At 71.9% G+C, this 15,635-nt stretch carries 15 protein-coding genes; 12 read left to right on the top strand and 3 right to left on the bottom strand.

Translation table 11 applies throughout. The features are described 5' to 3' along the window. The first annotated feature begins 724 nt into the window (after window positions 1-724). The 7 genes from AUV07_RS11025 to AUV07_RS10995 all read left to right on the top strand — a co-directional run bounded on the left by AUV07_RS11025 (window position 725) and on the right by AUV07_RS10995 (window position 7,430). Window positions 725-1,513, top strand: coding sequence for a MoaF C-terminal domain-containing protein (locus tag AUV07_RS11025; RefSeq protein ID WP_062636029.1), 789 nt, complete (start codon window positions 725-727; stop codon window positions 1,511-1,513). Window positions 1,514-1,656: 143 nt separating this feature from the next. Further along, entirely contained in the window at window positions 1,657-2,079 is a 423-nt protein-coding gene (locus AUV07_RS11020) for a nuclear transport factor 2 family protein (protein WP_025103867.1), read from the top strand. A gap of 33 nt (window positions 2,080-2,112) precedes the next feature. Beyond that, a complete protein-coding gene (locus AUV07_RS11015; RefSeq protein ID WP_062636027.1) occupies window positions 2,113-3,279 on the top strand; it encodes an ABC transporter substrate-binding protein in 1,167 nt (388 codons plus the stop codon). A gap of 80 nt (window positions 3,280-3,359) precedes the next feature. After that, window positions 3,360-4,220 carry an ABC transporter permease subunit gene (locus tag AUV07_RS11010; RefSeq protein WP_062636025.1) on the top strand — a complete coding sequence of 287 codons (861 nt, stop codon included), beginning with the start codon at window positions 3,360-3,362 and terminating at the stop codon, window positions 4,218-4,220. Then, a complete protein-coding gene (locus tag AUV07_RS11005) occupies window positions 4,207-5,979 on the top strand; it encodes a branched-chain amino acid ABC transporter ATP-binding protein/permease (RefSeq protein WP_062636023.1) in 1,773 nt (590 codons plus the stop codon). The genes AUV07_RS11010 and AUV07_RS11005 overlap by 14 nt, the downstream gene beginning before the upstream one ends. Then, window positions 5,976-6,668: an ABC transporter ATP-binding protein gene (locus AUV07_RS11000; RefSeq protein WP_025103863.1), complete on the top strand. Its 693-nt coding sequence runs from the start codon at window positions 5,976-5,978 to the stop codon at window positions 6,666-6,668. Before AUV07_RS11005 ends, AUV07_RS11000 begins: the two co-directional genes overlap by 4 nt. Before the next feature lie 111 nt (window positions 6,669-6,779). Continuing rightward, window positions 6,780-7,430, top strand: a complete 651-nt coding sequence (locus tag AUV07_RS10995; RefSeq protein ID WP_082802919.1) for an HAD-IA family hydrolase — start codon at window positions 6,780-6,782, stop codon at window positions 7,428-7,430. A gap of 47 nt (window positions 7,431-7,477) precedes the next feature. Here AUV07_RS10995 and AUV07_RS10990 read toward each other — a convergent pair whose 3' ends face one another. Both AUV07_RS10990 and AUV07_RS10985 read right to left on the bottom strand, forming a co-directional pair. Next, window positions 7,478-8,293, bottom strand: coding sequence for an SDR family NAD(P)-dependent oxidoreductase (locus tag AUV07_RS10990; protein WP_062636022.1), 816 nt, complete (start codon window positions 8,291-8,293; stop codon window positions 7,478-7,480). A 53-nt stretch (window positions 8,294-8,346) separates the two neighbouring features. Then, the gene (locus AUV07_RS10985) at window positions 8,347-9,096 is read right to left on the bottom strand and encodes an SDR family NAD(P)-dependent oxidoreductase (protein WP_062636109.1); all 750 of its coding nucleotides are present in this window, start codon (window positions 9,094-9,096) and stop codon (window positions 8,347-8,349) included. A 243-nt stretch (window positions 9,097-9,339) separates the two neighbouring features. On the opposite strand from AUV07_RS10985, the gene AUV07_RS10980 reads away from it, so the two are divergent. From AUV07_RS10980 to AUV07_RS10960, 5 genes are read left to right on the top strand one after another with little or no spacing between them, the layout of a single operon-like run. Then, window positions 9,340-10,794 carry an APC family permease gene (locus tag AUV07_RS10980; RefSeq protein WP_062636020.1) on the top strand — a complete coding sequence of 485 codons (1,455 nt, stop codon included), beginning with the start codon at window positions 9,340-9,342 and terminating at the stop codon, window positions 10,792-10,794. Window positions 10,795-10,833: 39 nt separating this feature from the next. Next, complete coding sequence (locus AUV07_RS10975; protein WP_062636018.1) at window positions 10,834-11,673, top strand: molybdenum cofactor biosynthesis F family protein; 840 nt, start codon at window positions 10,834-10,836, stop codon at window positions 11,671-11,673. Window position 11,674: 1 nt separating this feature from the next. Beyond that, on the top strand, window positions 11,675-13,318 hold the full coding sequence (locus AUV07_RS10970; protein ID WP_062636016.1) for an amidohydrolase: 1,644 nt from the start codon (window positions 11,675-11,677) through the stop codon (window positions 13,316-13,318). Between the two features lie 25 nt (window positions 13,319-13,343). Beyond that, window positions 13,344-13,700, top strand: coding sequence for a YidH family protein (locus AUV07_RS10965; RefSeq protein ID WP_062636014.1), 357 nt, complete (start codon window positions 13,344-13,346; stop codon window positions 13,698-13,700). 13 nt (window positions 13,701-13,713) lie between these two features. Next, window positions 13,714-14,100: a DUF202 domain-containing protein gene (locus tag AUV07_RS10960; protein ID WP_082802918.1), complete on the top strand. Its 387-nt coding sequence runs from the start codon at window positions 13,714-13,716 to the stop codon at window positions 14,098-14,100. A 66-nt stretch (window positions 14,101-14,166) separates the two neighbouring features. Here AUV07_RS10960 and AUV07_RS10955 read toward each other — a convergent pair whose 3' ends face one another. Next, complete coding sequence (locus tag AUV07_RS10955; protein WP_062636105.1) at window positions 14,167-15,633, bottom strand: GMC family oxidoreductase; 1,467 nt, start codon at window positions 15,631-15,633, stop codon at window positions 14,167-14,169. Between the last annotated feature and the right edge of the window lie 2 nt (window positions 15,634-15,635).

Here is a 15,635-nt window from a genome sequence, read left to right as displayed (position 1 = left end):
CCCGCCCCGCGCGCGGGATCAAGAACGCACCCCACACGCCCTTGGCAGGTGCACTTTCGACCCCGCACCGAAGAGCGGCACGCCCTGCACGGAAGAACACGACTCCCGTGCACCAGAGGTACACCGCGTTCGGGTGCGGGATCAGGAACGGGCCTCATACGCGTCCGGCAGGGGCGTTTCCCGTCCCGCACCGGGGCGGCCGCACGCGGGACGCCGGTGCGGGATCAGGAACGCACGCCAAACGCGTCCGGCAGGGGTACTTTCGATCCCGCTCCGATGAAAGGCACGCCGTGCACGGGAGGGCGCGGCTCCCGCGCACCAGAGGACACGGCTGACTCCCGCGTGCGGGATCAGAAAGGCACCCCATCCGCGTCCGGCAGGGGCGTTTTCCGTCCCGCGCCGGGGCGGCCGCAGGCGGGACGCCCGTGCGGGATCAGGAACGCACCCCAAATGCTTCCGGCAGGGGCGCTTTTGATCCCGCACGGGGCTGGGGGCGGATCCGGGGACGTGACCGGAAGGCGGAGCTGCCGCGGGGACGGAACCGGTACGGGGCATCCGCGGGGGCGGGACTTGCCCGGGAGGGCACGCCGGTTGACTGTCGGTGCGGGATGGACTCCGCGCGCTTGAGGGCTCCCCCGGGCCGGCCGGAGCATGAGGCAAGCGCATCGCGACGACGCGGTGCCCGGGGCGACGAGGCCCCGCCGTGTGCGACGTCAGGACCCTCATGACCGACATCTCCACCGACCCCGCTCTGGACGAATGGCGCACGTACGACGAGTTCGCCGCGGGCATCGACACCTTCCGCCTGCCGAGCACGACGCTCCCCGGAACCGCGCTCACGCTCACCCTCGACGACGACACCACGCTCGCGCTCCGGTTCGACGAGGACTCCGTGACCTGGGAGGGGCTGGGCTCCTCGGGACGCGACCCGTATGACGCGGTCCGCGTGCGCGACGATGTCGTCTTCGTGAACATCCCCTTCGAGACCCGCGAGCGCGAAGCCCTCACCGTCGTGTTCTCCACCACGACCCACCGCGCCACCGTCATCCGCTCCCGCATCGCGGCGGAAGCCGTCGAGGGCACCCCGCAGGTCGGGCAGGACTTCTGGGCCGCGACCACCGACGCCGGCCCCGCGACCGGAGAGGTCCCCGGTCCGAGCCGTGACCTCATCGGCAAGCGGAACGTCTACCGCTACAGTCCCCACCACCTGTACGAGCACGTCTACGTCTCCAGCCAGCGCTACGCGTGGCAGTGCCTCGAGGGCGTCCAGCGCGGTCACGGCGACATGGACCTCTCCACGGTGTGGAAGTTCGCGGACGGCCTCTACCTCTTCTGCTTCCGCGAGTTCCGGATCGCGGTCGCCAGCGTCTGGCTCCACGACCTCGGCTACCAGCTCATGACGACGGGGATCTTCCTCGGACTCAACGGCGACGGCGAGTCCGAGCACTCCCGCGCCGGCGGACACATCTACCCCCTGGGCGCCGTCGCCTACCCCGACGCGCAGCCCGTCTGACCCTTCGACCCTTCGACCCTTCGACCCTTCGACAGGCTCAGGGACCCAGCCTTCGACAGGCTCAGGGACCCAGCCTTCGACCCTTCGACAGGCTCAGGGACCCAGCTTCGACAAGCTCGGGGACCCGGAACGAAAGAGAGAACATGAGCAACGCAGACCTCATCCGCGAGCACTACGCCGCGAACGACCGCGGCGACCTGGACGGCATGCTCGCGCCCTTCGCGGCCGACATCGAGTGGACGGAGGCCGCCGGGTTCCCCTACGCCGGGACCTACATCGGCCCGGATGCGGTCGCCGAGAACGTCTTCGGCCGCATCCAGGAGGAGTGGGACGACTACACCGTCGCGATCGACGAGGTCGTCGACGGCGGCGACGTCGTGGTCGGCATCGGCACCTACTCCGGCACCTACAAGCGCACCGGGCGGTTCTTCGCCGCCCGGGTGGCCCACGTCTGGCGCGTGGCGGGCGGCGAGATCGTCGCCTTCGAGCAGTTCACCGACACGGAGCTCGTGAACCGCGCCCTGCGCGCGCCGTCGACGAGCACCGACACCCAGCCTTCGAGCTGACAGCACGACCCGAACAGGAGAGGCAGGAAGCACATGAACAGACGAGCATCCGGCACCGCGGCGGTCATCGCCGTGGCCGCCCTCGCTCTCGCCGGCTGCGCCGGTGGCGACGGAGCCGGGGACGAGGGCGCCCCCATCGTCGTCGGCTCCGTGAACACGATCAGCGGTCCGGCGACGTTCCCGGAGGCCTCGCAGGCGGCCGCCGCCGTCTTCGACGCGTTCAACGAGGAAGGCGGCCTGGACGGCCGAAAGATCGAGTACAAGATGCTCGACGACAAGGGCGACCCGGCCACGGCCACCGCCTCGGCACGGGAGATCGTGGGCAGCGACGAAGCCGTCGCGCTCGTGGGCTCCGCGAGCCTCATCGAGTGCGAGATCAACGCGAAGTACTACGAGCAGGAGGGCATCCTCTCGGTGCCCGGCATCGGCGTCGACACAGGGTGCTTCGACAGCGAGAACATCTCGCCGGCCAACGTCGGCCCGTTCAACGACATGACCCTCACGCTGCAGTACGGCTCCGAGGTGCTCGGACTCGACGACATCTGCATCCTGCTGGAGATCGCCGGCTCCACCCGCCCGACCTACCAGGCGGCGATCGACACCTGGACCGAGATCACCGGCAAGGAGCCGAAGTACGTCGACGACACCGTGCCGTACGGCGCCTCCGACTACACGCCCTACATCGTCAAGGCGCGCGATCAGGGCTGCAAGGCCCTCGCGATCAACCCGGTCGAGCCCGACGCGATCGGACAGGTCAAGGCCGCGAACGCGCAGGGCTGGGACGACGTGACCTGGCTCTACCTCACGAGCGTCTACAGCGAGAACTTCGCCGACGCGATCGACGACGCGGGCGCCGGCATCTACGTCCCCGCCGAGTTCTACCCGTTCACGGACGACAGCGACATCAACGCGGACTGGCGGGCGCTGATGGAGGAGAACGACATCCCGCTCACCTCGTTCAGCCAGGGCGGCTACCTCGCGGCGACGTACTTCATCGAGGTGCTGAAGAGCATCGACGGCGACATCACCCGGGAGAGCGTCTCCGAGGCGCTGAAGGGCATGGACCCGATCGAGAACCCGATGGTGGGGACGCCCTACGCCTTCGGCACGCAGAACACCGCGGGCTGGCCGATCATCCTGAAGTCGGGCACGAACGCCTGGGAGAAGGTCGCCGACGACTGGCTCCGGATCGGCGAATAGTCCCGCGCTTCGACAGGCTCAGCAACCCACATCTGGGTCCCTGAGCCTGTCGAAGGCCCCCTCACCAGAAAGGACGCCTCATGCTCCAAGGCGCCATCGCCGGTCTCGCCGCCGGCGGCCTCTACGCCGTCCTCGGCGTCTGCCTCACCCTCATGTCGCGCCTCGTGCGCGTGGTGAACTTCGCCCAGGCCGCGACCGGAATGTTCGGCGCGTTCACCGCCGTGTGGTTCGTCCGCGAGATCGGGCTGCCCATCTGGCTGGGCTCGATCCTCGGCGTCCTCGTCGCGGGCGTGCTCGCCGCGGCCATCGGGTTCATCGCCGCGACCTGGCTGTCGGAGGCCTCGACGACGACCCGCTCGGCCATGACGGTCGGCCCGCTCCTGCTGCTCATCTCGCTGTCGTTCATCCTGTTCGGCAACAAGCCGCAGCCCTTCACCCCGATCATCGCCGGCCCCGCGTTCTCCTTCGGCGGCGTGGTGATCAGTCAGGTCACCGTCGCGACGGTGGCGATGGCCGTCGTCACCGCCGTCGCCGTCCGCCTCGTGCTGCGCCGCACCCGGATCGGCACCCAGCTGCGCGCACTGTCGGAGCGGCCCACCACCGCGGAGCTGCTCGGCATCCGCTCCCGGCCGCTGTCGATCGCCGTCTGGTTCGTCACCGGGATCATCAGCGCCATCGCGATCATCATCGTCGCGCCCTCGCAGTCGAACGACGCCACGAGCCTGTCCATGCTCATCGTCCCGGCTGCGGCGGCCGCGCTCCTCGGCGGGTTCCGCCGACTCGACCTCGCCGTCGTCGGCGGGCTGCTCCTCGGCGTCCTCGGCGGACTCGTCGCGCAGATCGACGAAGTGGCGCTCGTGCGCAACTTCCTGCCGTTCCTGTTCATCGTCGTCCTGCTGCTCTGGACGCAACGCAAGGAGGTGTGGGATGCCGCTCGCTGACCGCCCCTGGTTCCGGATCACCTGGCCGTTCGCCGTCGCCACCGTCGGCATCGGCGTGGGCGCGCTCCTCAGCGCCGCCCTTCCCGGCTACTTCGTCTTCCTCGCGATCAGCGCCGTCACGGCCGCGATCGCGATCCTCGGCCTCGGCATCGTCACCGGCTCGGCCGGGATGATCGCCCTCTGCCAGCTCACGTTCGCTGCGGTCGGGGCGTGGATCGTCTCGCTGCTGAACGTGATGCAGGCGCCGGGCGGCTTCCTCGTCTGGCTCGTGCTCGGCGGTGTCGCGGCCGGTCTCGTCGGCATCCTCGTCGGGCTCCCCGCCCTGCGGCTGCGCGGGGTGAACCTCGCGGTGGTGACGCTCGGCTTCGCCGCGGCGGCCGACGTCACGCTCGTGCAGATCCAGTTCCCCGGCTCCGCGGACGGCATCGCGATCGAGCGGCCGGCGCTGTTCGGGAGCGACCGGGAGTTCTTCTTCCTCTCCATCGTCGTGCTCGCCGTCTGCGGCCTGGCGGTGTTCTTCCTGCAGCGCGGACGGTGGGGCGCGAGCTGGAAGGCCGTCGCGTTCTCCGAGCGGGGCACGGCCGCGGCCGGGCAGAGCGTGCGCACCGCGAAGCTCACGGCGTTCGCGGTGTCGGCGGCCCTCGGCGGCATCTCCGGCGGGCTGCTCGCCGGACAGGTGCAGCTCCCCTTCGCCTCGAGCTTCACACCGCTGCAGTCCCTCGCCCTGTACGTGCTGGCGATCATGTCCGGCGCGCACCTCATCGACATGGCCATCTTCGGCGGACTGCTCTGGGTGCTCGTGCCGGAACTGCTCAAGCGCTGGGGCGTGCCGCAGGACTGGGGCTTCGTCGTGTTCGGCGTGCTGGGGGTGCAGGCGCTCACGAGCGGCACGAACCTCGGCCAGGGCATCCGCAACCTCCTGTACCGGCGGGCCGACCGGCGCACGGCCACCGCGGAGCTCACGGCGCTCCCGCCGGACGCGGGAACCGATGCGACGGCGATCACCACGACCACGACGGCCACCGTCGACGAGGCTGCCCTCGACGGCGCCCCGGTGCTCACGGTCGACGGCCTGACCGTGCAGTTCGGTGCGCTCAAGGCCCTCGACGACGTCTCGTTCACGGTGCCCGCCGCCTCGATCATGGGGCTCATCGGGCCGAACGGCGCCGGGAAGTCGACCTTCGTCGACGCCATCAGCGGCTTCCTCCCCCAGCACGAGGGCCGCGTGCTCCTCGGCGACCGCGACCTCGCCGGGCTCTCCCCCACCCGACGTGCGCGACTCGGACTGCGACGGACCTTCCAGCAGGACCGCGTCCCTCCGGCGCTGACCGTGGGCGGCTACGTGCGCTTCGTGGCCAGGCGGCGGCTCGCCGCGGCGGACATCGACGAAGTCCTCGCGTTCTTCGGGTGCCCTCCGGCCCGGGCGCGCCTCTCGAGCGTCGACGTCGGCACCCGGCGGCTCGTCGAGGTCGCGGCGAACGTCGCCGCCCGCCCGCGCCTGCTCATCCTCGACGAGCCCGCCGCCGGCCTCTCGCACGAGGAGCATCTGGCTCTCGCGGCTCGCCTGCGCGAGCTCCCGGGGCGCTACGGCGTGGCCCTCATCATCATCGAGCACGACCTCGACCTCGTCCGCTCGGTGTGCCCGACCCTCACGGTCCTCGACTTCGGCCGCGTCCTGGCGAGCGGCCCGCAGGCGGAGGTCCTCGCGAACCCCGACGTCGTCAAGGCGTACATGGGAGAGACGGAGCTGCTGAAATGAGCGCACTGGTGCTCGACGGCGTCACGGTGAGCCGCGGCGCCGGGCCTGTCATCTCGGACGTCTCGCTGCGGGTCGCCGGCGGCGAGGTCCTGGCCCTGGTCGGCCCCAACGGGGCGGGCAAGACGAGCCTGATCGAGGCCGTGTCCGGCGTGACGCCGCACTCGGCGGGGTCGATCCTGCTGGACGGGGAGCCGATCGACCGGCTCTCCCGCGTGGCGCGAGCCCGGCGCGGCATCGTGCACATCGAGCAGGGGCGGGCCGTGTTCCCGTCGCTCACCGTGCGCGAGAACCTCTCCCTCACGGCGCGCACCGCCGGGGAGATCGAGGCCGTGCTGGCGCAGTTCCCGGAGCTGGAGAAGCGCATCGACTCCCCCACGGCACTGCTGTCGGGTGGGGAGCAGCAGATGGTGGTGCTGGCGCGGGCGTTCGCGGCGAAGCCCCGGGTGCTGCTCATCGACGAGATGTCCCTGGGTCTCGCGCCGGTGGTGTTCCTGCGCCTGATGCCGATCGTGTCCTCGATCGCGGAGTCCGGGGTGGCGGTGCTGCTGGTGGAGCAGTTCACGCAGCTCGCACTCGGTCTCGCGCAGGAGGCGGTGGTCGTCGCCGGCGGCCGCGTGTCGTTCCAGGGTGCGCCGCAGGCCCTCCAAGACGACCCCGCCCTCCTCCACCGCGCCTACCTCGGGGGCTGACTCCCCGTCGACCCACCCCGTTGCGTTCCTCCCGGCCCCTTGCGCGCGTTCGCAGGGGGCCGGGGCACGCGAAAGGGGGTGGGTCGGCGGCGTGGGGGTTAGCCTGAGGGAGTGACCGAGATCCTCCACGCCCGCGCCGCCCTCCTCGACATGGACGGGACCCTTGTCGACTCGACCGCCGTCGTGGAGCGCCTCTGGCTCGCCTGGGCGGAGCCGCACGGGATCGACCCGGAGACCGTGCTCCGCACCGTCCACGGGCGTCAGGGGCACCAGAGCATGGCGATCCTGCTCCCCGAGCGCGACCACGCGATCAACCTCCGCGAGAACGAGGTCATGCTCGCCACCGAGGCCTCCGACGTGGACGGTGTGATCGGCATCCCGGGCGCCGAAGAGCTGCTCGCCGCGCTGCAGCCGTTCCCGCACGCGGTGGTCACCTCCGCCAACGTCGCCCTCATGACCGCGCGGATGGGCCAGGCCGGGCTCACGGTCCCCGAGCTCGCTGTCACGGCGGAGAACGTCTCGGCCTCGAAGCCCGATCCGGAGGGCTTCCTCCTCGCCGCCCGCACCCTCGGCATCGACCCCGGGGACTGCGTCGTGTTCGAGGACTCCGGCGCCGGCATCCAGGCCGCCCACGCGGCAGGCATGCGCGTGATCGGCATCGGCCCGCACGCCGGCGCCCACGCCCCGACCGTGCACGTCGACGACCTCACGCACGTCGCCGTGGTCCCGACCGACGAGGGCTTCGAGCTCCGCATCGACTGACGCGCGGGCCGGAACCGCCCCTCGCCCCTGACCCGCCTGACCCGGCGCTACATCCCGGCGTGGTCGAAGGCGATGGTCGGCACGTCGACCACGTGCGACCCGCCGTCCGCGACGATCACGGCGCCGGTGACGTACGACGACTCCCCCGACCCGAGGAACCGCACGACCGAGGCGATCTCGGCGGGACGCGCCGGGCGGCGCAGCGGCACGTCGGCGGTGACCGTCGCGTAGCCCTCCTCGCGGGAGCCGAGACCGGCGTGCGCCGCGAACTCGTCCATCTCCTCGTCGGCCATCGGCGTCTGCACCCACCCGGGGCAGATCGCGTTGACGCGCACGCCGTGGCGCCCGTAGTCGCGCGCGAGCGTCCGGGTGAGGCCGATGAGGGCGTGCTTGCCGACCGTGTATCCGGCCACCGACGGCCCCGCGAAGAGCCCGGCCAGCGAGGAGACGACCACGATCTGGCCCTTGGCCTCGATCAGCGCCGGCAGCGCCTCCCGCGCCATCACGAACGCGGTGCTGAGGTTGGCGCGGATCGCGGCGTCCCAGCTCGCGTCGTCGGTCTCGGCGACCGGGGAGAACCCGTGCCCCCCGGCGTTCGCGACGAGGACGTCGATGCGGCCGAACCGCGCGAGGATCTCGGCGATCGCGGCCTGTGCCGACGCGGTGTCCGCCGCGTCCGCGACGACGGGGAAGGCCCCGACGGCCTGCTCGACCTCGTGCAGCGGCTCGGGGCGGCGGCCCACCACGACGACGTGCGCCCCTTCGGCTGCGAACCGCTCCGCGACCGCCGCGCCGATGCCCGTGCCGCCTCCGGTGATGACGACGACGCGTCCGGAGACGCTCGATCCGACCACGGTTGCCATGTGTGCTCCTGTGTGTTCTGCGCGCGTGCGCGGTGGGGCCGGACGCGGGTGCGTCAGGCGGGGAATCCCGACCGGGCGGTGTACCCGAAGTCGCTGAGGAGGGTGGTGCCGTTGACCGCCCGGCTCCGCGGGGAGAGGAGGTAGGCGACGTGCACGGCGACCTCGTCGGCGCTCTGCACGGGGAAGGCGGGCTCGACGAACGCCGCGGCGCCGAGGTCGCCCCGGCTCATCGGGGTGTCGACGATGGACGGTGACACCGCGTTCACCCGCACCCCGGTGCCCGCGAGGTCGACCGACAGCGCCCGCCCGAACTGGACGAGCGCGGCCTTCGACGCGGCATAGGGGGCCATGCCCGGCGAGGCCACGACAGCCGAGTCGCTCGCGAGCAGCACGACGGATCCGGCGGCGGACTCCCGGAGCGCCGGGATCGCGTGCTTGAGCACGAGGAACGCGCCGGTGACGTTCACGGCGAGGACGCGGTTCCACGCCTCCAGGCGGGTCTCCTCGATCGGCGTCCCGACCGGGCCGGAGATCCCGGCGCAGCAGACCACCGCGTCGAGACCGCCCAGCGCGCGGACACCGGAGTCGACCGCGGCAGCCACCTGCTGTTCGTCCGTGACGTCGGCGGCGAGCAGCACCGGATCGATGCCGGCCTCCCCCGCCGCGTCCCGGAGCGCGGCGGCGTCCCGGTCGAGCAGCGCGACCCGCACCCCCTCGGCGGCGAGCGCCCGGGCGACGGCACGACCGATGCCGGAGGCAGCCCCCGTGACGAGGGCGGTCGTGCCGTCGAGCTGCAGGTCCATCGCATCCTCCGACCGCGGCCCGGCGCCGCGCGGCGCCGACGAGACAGCGGTGTCGTCCCGGTCATCCTGCTCCGCGGTGCGGAGTGCCCGCACGCTCGACGCCGGGGTGTGCGCGGTGGCACCATCGTCCTTCGCTCACGGTCAAGCGTCGGAACGGGGCGGCGAGCAGACTCGCTCTATCGACGATTCCCCTCGTCGTCGATGCCGTGTCCACACGGCCGTCACCCGAGCAAAGGAGCCGACGTGGCAGAGCAGACCTCCGCACCCACGACGCCGCACCACACCTCCCTCCGCCCCGGCGCCCTCGGTGTCGCGGGCATCGTCTTCCTCGTCCTGGCCGCCGTCGCGCCGCTGACCGGGATCGTCGTCGTCGCCTCCCTCGCCATCGCACTGGGCAACGGCGGCGGCACGCCGATGTCGTTCTTCCTCGTCGCGGCCATCCTGCTGCTGTTCGCGATCGGCTACGCCCAGATGTCGAAGCAGCTCGTGAACGCCGGAGGCTTCTACGCCTTCGTCGTGAAGGGCCTCGGCCGCACCGGCGGACTCGTCGCGGGCCTCATCGCGACGCTCGGCTACAACTTCTTCGTGGTCGGCACGATCGGCACCAGCGGCTTCTTCATGCAGACGATCATCCGCGACCTCACCGGGCTCGACGTGCACTGGCTCGTCTGGGGCCTGCTGTCGATCGTCGTGTGCTTCGTGCTCGCCCGGATCGGCGTCGACTTCAGCTCGAAGGTGCTCGGGGTGTGCCTCGTGCTCGAGGTGCTCATGCTCGTCGTGTTCGACATCTCGGTGCTCGTGCAGACCGGCTACGACATCGCCGCGTTCAGCCCGGAGGCCGTGTTCTCCGGCTCGCTGCTCATCGGCCTGCTGCTCGCGGCGACCGGCTTCCTCGGGTTCGAGGCCACCGCGCTCTTCAGCGAGGAGGCCAAGCAGCCGCTGCGCACGATCCCGCGGGCGACCTACACCTCGATCATCGCGATCGGCGTGATCCTCGGCGTCACGACCTGGGCCGTGGTGAGCGCGACCGGCGTCGCGCAGGCCCAGGCCACGGCGCTGGAGCACCTGCCCACGGGCGACCTCATCTTCTCGCTCTCGCAGCAGTACCTGGGCGGACCGCTCACGACCGTGATGATGGTGCTGCTCCTGGTGAGCCTGTTCGCGGCGATGCTCGCCTTCCACAACTCCGCCACCCGCTACCTGTACTCGCTGGGCCGCGCGAAGATCCTCCCGCAGGCCCTCGCCCGCACCCGCGCGAACGGCGCCCCGCAGCTCGCGGGCATCGTGCAGGCGGGCTTCGCGGCGATCGTGGCGATCCTGTTCGCCCTCGCCGGCGCCGATCCCATCGTCACGCTCGTGCCCGCGATGCTCGGCTTCGGCACCCTCAGCGTGCTGATCCTGCAGGGACTCGCGGCGATCTCGATCGTCGTGTACTTCCGGCGCCGGAACGACCCGCGGTGGTGGAGCACCTTCATCGCTCCGGGCATCGGCTTCCTCGGCATCGCGGCCATCTCGATCCTGGCGATCGTGAACTTCAACATCGTGGCCGGCTCCGAGGAGCTCGCGATCCGCCTGATGCCGCTCCTGCTCGTGCTCGCGCTGATCGGCGGCATCGTCTACGCCGCGTACCTCCGCCGTGCCAAGCCCGCCGTCTACGACGGCCTCGCCACCGATCTGGAGCGGTTCAGCGACCGCTGACGCCCGCGCCGACCCCGTTCTCCGAAGGAAGGAAACCCCATGACGACCCTCAACCCCGCCGACACCTCCACCTGGCTGCCGCTGGAAGGGCTCGCCCCCGGCTTCGACGCCAACAAGGCCCCGCACAGCACCGCCCTGAGCGGTCGTGAGGTCGCCGTCGTCGACGCCCGCGGCACCCGCATCGTCCACCGCTTCGACAACTCGACGGTGGCCTGGGAGTACCAGCCCGGCGCCGAGGACCCGACCGAGGCGGCGTCCGACACCGACGACTACGAGGCGTTCGAGGTCGACGACGAGCTCTACTTCGTGCAGTTCCACCACCGCTACCTCCCGAACGAGGCCGTCTCGCTCGTGCTCGACCTGCGGCACGGACGCTCCCTCGCGGTGATCTCCGAGATCCTCCCCGCGCCCGAGCAGGGCCGCACCCGGGTGCAGCACCACTTCGCCCCCGGCACCATCGAGGGCGCCGACGTCACCGGCACCGAGGCCGCCCCCGCGACCACGCTCATCGGGCGCCGCGTGGAGTGGGTCTACAGCGAGGAGCACGCCTACGAGCACGTGTACCTCTCCCCGCGCTGGTACTCGTGGCAGTGCCTGGCGGGTCCGGAGCGCGGGCTCGCCGACACCGACGAGAACAGCGTGTGGGAGGTGCGCCCCGGGATCTACATCTTCGCGTGGCGCGAGAAGGTGATCCCGTGCGCCTCGGTCACGATCGCCGACCACCGAGACGTGAACGCGATCCGCTCCCACGGCGTGCTGTTCGGTCTGGACGAGACGGGCGAGGTGCCGACGCACTTCACGTTCGGCGCGCACGGCCGCCTGCTGTCGACCACCCACCACACGCCCGCGCTCGAGCCCGCGACCTTCGGAGACGCCTGACATGACCGACGTCGCCGACCTCCTCGTCACCGGCTCCGTGATCCGCACGTCCGACCGCGCCCGTCCGCGCGCCGAGGCCTTCGCGGTGCGCGACGGACGGATCCTCGCCGTCGGCGACCGCGCCGACGTGGAGGCGTTCCGGGGCCGCCGCACGCGGGTCGTCGAGGTCGGCGACGCGGCCGTCTACCCCGGCTTCGTGGACGTGCACAACCACCACGCGCTCGCCGGACGGACCGAGCTCTTCGAACTGTCGCTCGCCCCCTCCCTCACGCTCGACGAGATGCTCGACCGGGTGCGGGAGAAGGCGCAGGCGCTGCCCGAGGACGCGTGGATCGTCGGCGGCGCCGTGGCCACGACCCTGCTGCCGACCCTCGCGAACACCGCCACGCGGCGCCGGCTGGACGAGGCGGCGGGCGGACGGCCGGTGGCGCTCATGGAGGACTCCCGCCACAACCGCTGGGCCAGCACCCGGGCCCTGGAGCTCGCCGGCATCACGGCGGCCAGCATCCCGACCTCCGGGGTCACGCTGCTCGACCCCGACGACGGCACGCCCACCGGCGTGCTCCTGGAGGCCGCGGGCATCCCGGTGCAGGAGGCGTACGACCGCAGCGGCGGACTCACCCCGGAGCAGCATGCCGCCGCGTCCCGCCGTGGCATCGAGCTGCTGAACTCCTTCGGGATCACGGCGTTCCAGGACGCGGGGGTGTCCGTCGACATCCTCGCCGCACTCGCCGGGCTCGACCGCGCCGACGAGCTGCACGCCTGGGTGGTCTCCTCGCTCCTCATCAACGACGAGATCTTCGGGTTCGACCCCATCGGCGCTCCCCTCCTCGACCGGGGCGAGGAGTTCCGCACGCCGCACCATCGCCCGGACTTCGTGAAGATCTTCCTCGACGGCGTGCCGCCCGCACGCACCGCCTCCTTCCTCGACCCGTATCCCGCGGGTCCGGTGCACGGGGCGCACTTCCATGGCGAGTCGACTATGACCCTCGACGAGCTCACCGACTGGCTGCGGGCCGTCGCCACCCGCGGTCTCGGGGCCAAGGTGCACTGCACCGGCGACGGGTCCGCACGCCTCGTGCTCGATGCCGCCGAGCGCCTGCGCGCGGAGGGTTTCACGACACCGGTGCAGATCGCGCACGGGCAGTTCCTCGCGGAGGGCGACATCCCCCGCCTCGCGGCGCTCGACGTCTCCGCCGACATCTCCCCGTTCATCTGGTACCCGGGCGTCATCCCCCAGGCGCTGGCGGACGTGCTGGGAGAGCGTGCCGAGCACTCCCAGCCCAACCGTGCCCTCCTCGACGCCGGAGCTCTCGTGGCCGGCGGCTCGGACTGGCCGGTGAGCGAGTCGCCGAACACGCTCGAGGGCCTGCAGGGGCTGGTGACACGGGCCGATCCGCTGGGCCGCGCCGCAGGCACGCTGTGGCCGGAGCAGGCGATCTCGGCCGAGGAGGCGCTGGAGGTCTTCACGATCAACGCCGCGACGGCGATGGGGCTCGGCGCGGAGACCGGTTCCCTGACCCCCGGCAAGTCCGCCGACTTCGTGATCCTGGAACGGGATGCGATCGGCGGACCGGCGGAGGAGATCGTGCACACCGAGGTCGTCTCGACGTGGTTCGCCGGGCGCGCGGTGCACGAGCGCTGAGCGCGCCACGCCGTACGATGGGCGCATGCGCCGCTTCCCCGCCTCCGTCTACCGGGTCGGGGACGAGCCCGATCCCCGCTTCTCCCTCGCCAACGAGCGCACGTTCCTGGCCTGGACCCGGACCGGCCTGGCACTGATCGCGGGTGGCGTCGCGCTCGAGGTCCTCGGCCTCGACCTGCACCCCGGCTTCCGGCTGGCCGCCTCGCTGCTGCTGATGGTCGCCGGCACGGCCGTGGCGCCGCTCGCCTGGTTCGAGTGGATGCGGGCCGAACGCGCCCTCCGGCAGGGACGACCACTGCCCGGCGCGCTGTCGGCGGTGGTGCTCGCCGTGGTCGTCGTGACGACGGGGCTGCTCGTCCTCGCCGGGGTGCTGTGGCGCTGACGGAGCCCTGCCGATGACCGCCCCCGATACTCCGGTGCCCGACACCTCGGCGCCCGATCTGTACGATCCCGGGCTGCAGCCGGAGCGGACGGAGCTGGCCTGGCGGCGCACGGCCCTCGCGATCGCGGTCGGCTCGCTGCTGTCGCTGCGGGTATTCCCCCTCGTGCTGCCGACCGGCGCCGAGGCGTGGGGCCTCGTCCCGGGCGTGCTGGGCGTCGGCACGGCGGCGCTGCTCTGGATCGCCGCGCGCCGTCGGCAGCGCCGGACGACCGCGGTGCTCACCGCCCGGGCGCGCGGGCCGCTGCCGGGCGGCGCGCTCCCGCTCGCGCTGACGGTGTTCGCGACCGGCTTCGGTCTCGTCGCCCTCGCGCTCGTGGCCGTGACGCTGCTCACGCGCTGACCCGCAGGAGCGCGGGGCGAACGCGACAGATGCCGTGAACGCCCCGCGTCCCCTCGCCGCCCTCCCTCAGTCCGCGAGGAGGAACCGTGCGCCGCGTTCGCCGATCATGGCCGCGGGCGCGTTGGTGTTGCCGGTGGGCACAGTCGGCATGACCGAGGCGTCGATCACTCGGAGCCCCTCGATCCCGCGCACCCGGAGCTGCGGATCGACCACGGACTCCGGGTCGGAGCCCATGCGACAGGTGCCGACTTGGTGGTGATAGGTGATGGCGGTGCGGCGCACCCACTCCTCCACGTCGTCGTCCGCCACGTCCGGCCCGGGGTAGACCTCGACCGCACCCCACTCCTCGGCGAGCGCGGGCTGTGCGCCGATGCGGCGGCACTGGCGCACGGAAGCGGCCAGGGCATCGACGTCCCGGTGATCCTCCAGCGCCGCCAGGTCGATGTGCGGCAGGTCGTCGAGGCCGGGACCGGTGAGGCGCAGCTCGCCGCGGCTGTACGGCGTCACGAGACCCGCCATGAGCGTGAACCCGTCGGTGCCCTTCGGTTCGAGCTCTCCCCACATCGGGACCGAGAAGTGGATGGGCTGCGTGTCCGGCTGCGCGAGGCCGTCGCGGCTGCGCCAGAACAGGTGGCTCTGCGTGACGGAGACCCCCGGCTGCGGCGGGCCGACGGGCTTCTTCTCCGTCGCGAAGATCACCGGCGACAGGAGGTGGTCGTGCAGGTTCTTGCCGACAGCGGGGGCGTCGTGCACGACGGGGATGCCGAGGGCACTCAGCTCAGCGGCGGGACCGATGCCCGAGCGCAACAGGATGACGGGCGTGCCGAGTGCTCCCGCCGAGAGGATGACCTGGTCCGCGAAGACCTCCTCGGCGTCGTCCCCCTCCCCCAGCCGGATGCCGACCGCACGACCGGCGCGCACGATCACGGAGTGGACGGCGCGACCGGTGAGGATCGTCATCCGGTCGGCGACGGGCTGCGCATAGGCGGTCCAGGTGTTGACGCGGCGGCCGTCCGTGATCGTGACCTGCTCCTGCGAGACCCCGTCGAGCGTGCCCCCGTTGTAGTTCGGGTTGCGCGGCAGCCCCTCCTCGACGGCGGCGTCGATGATCGAAGCCTGGATGGGTGCGAGCGCGTAGTCGTCGGTCACGGGCAGCAGGTCGTTCTCGATCGCGTCGTAGATCGGCTCGACCTCGGCCCAGCCCCATCCGGTCGCGCCGGCCGCCTCCCACGCGTCGTAGTCGGAGGCCGCGCCGCGCACCCAGATCATGGCGTTCAGCGCGTGAGACCCACCAGTGACCTTGCCGCGAGGAAGATGCAGCCGACGACCGGCCGCGTGCGGCTGCGGCACGGTGAAGAAGTCCCAGTCCTCGGCAGAGTGCCAGAGCTCGCCCGCCCGCGAGGGGTCGTGGATGGCCGGGTTCGTGTCATAGCCACCCGCCTCGACGAGCGTCACCGCGACACCGGCGTCGGTGAGACGCCGCGCGACGATGGCGCCCGACGTACCGGCACCGACGACGATGGCGGAGCGCACCG

This window comes from Microbacterium sp. CH1, from assembly GCF_001595495.1.
In the GTDB taxonomy this organism is placed as follows: Bacteria; Actinomycetota; Actinomycetes; order Actinomycetales; family Microbacteriaceae; genus Microbacterium.
Note: the sequence above shows the minus strand (reverse complement) of the source record. Positions and strands in the feature narration are given on the sequence as shown.

Coding starts and splice junctions, on each gene's coding strand:
- AUV07_RS11025 (WP_062636029.1), top strand. CDS start 725: ATGACCGACATCTCCACCGACCCCGCTCTGGACGAATGGCGCACGTAC.
- AUV07_RS11020 (WP_025103867.1), top strand. CDS start 1,657: ATGAGCAACGCAGACCTCATCCGCGAGCACTACGCCGCGAACGACCGC.
- AUV07_RS11015 (WP_062636027.1), top strand. CDS start 2,113: ATGAACAGACGAGCATCCGGCACCGCGGCGGTCATCGCCGTGGCCGCC.
- AUV07_RS11010 (WP_062636025.1), top strand. CDS start 3,360: ATGCTCCAAGGCGCCATCGCCGGTCTCGCCGCCGGCGGCCTCTACGCC.
- AUV07_RS11005 (WP_062636023.1), top strand. CDS start 4,207: ATGCCGCTCGCTGACCGCCCCTGGTTCCGGATCACCTGGCCGTTCGCC.
- AUV07_RS11000 (WP_025103863.1), top strand. CDS start 5,976: ATGAGCGCACTGGTGCTCGACGGCGTCACGGTGAGCCGCGGCGCCGGG.
- AUV07_RS10990 (WP_062636022.1), bottom strand. CDS start 8,293: ATGGCAACCGTGGTCGGATCGAGCGTCTCCGGACGCGTCGTCGTCATC.
- AUV07_RS10985 (WP_062636109.1), bottom strand. CDS start 9,096: ATGGACCTGCAGCTCGACGGCACGACCGCCCTCGTCACGGGGGCTGCC.
- AUV07_RS10975 (WP_062636018.1), top strand. CDS start 10,834: ATGACGACCCTCAACCCCGCCGACACCTCCACCTGGCTGCCGCTGGAA.
- AUV07_RS10970 (WP_062636016.1), top strand. CDS start 11,675: ATGACCGACGTCGCCGACCTCCTCGTCACCGGCTCCGTGATCCGCACG.
- AUV07_RS10965 (WP_062636014.1), top strand. CDS start 13,344: ATGCGCCGCTTCCCCGCCTCCGTCTACCGGGTCGGGGACGAGCCCGAT.
- AUV07_RS10960 (WP_082802918.1), top strand. CDS start 13,714: ATGACCGCCCCCGATACTCCGGTGCCCGACACCTCGGCGCCCGATCTG.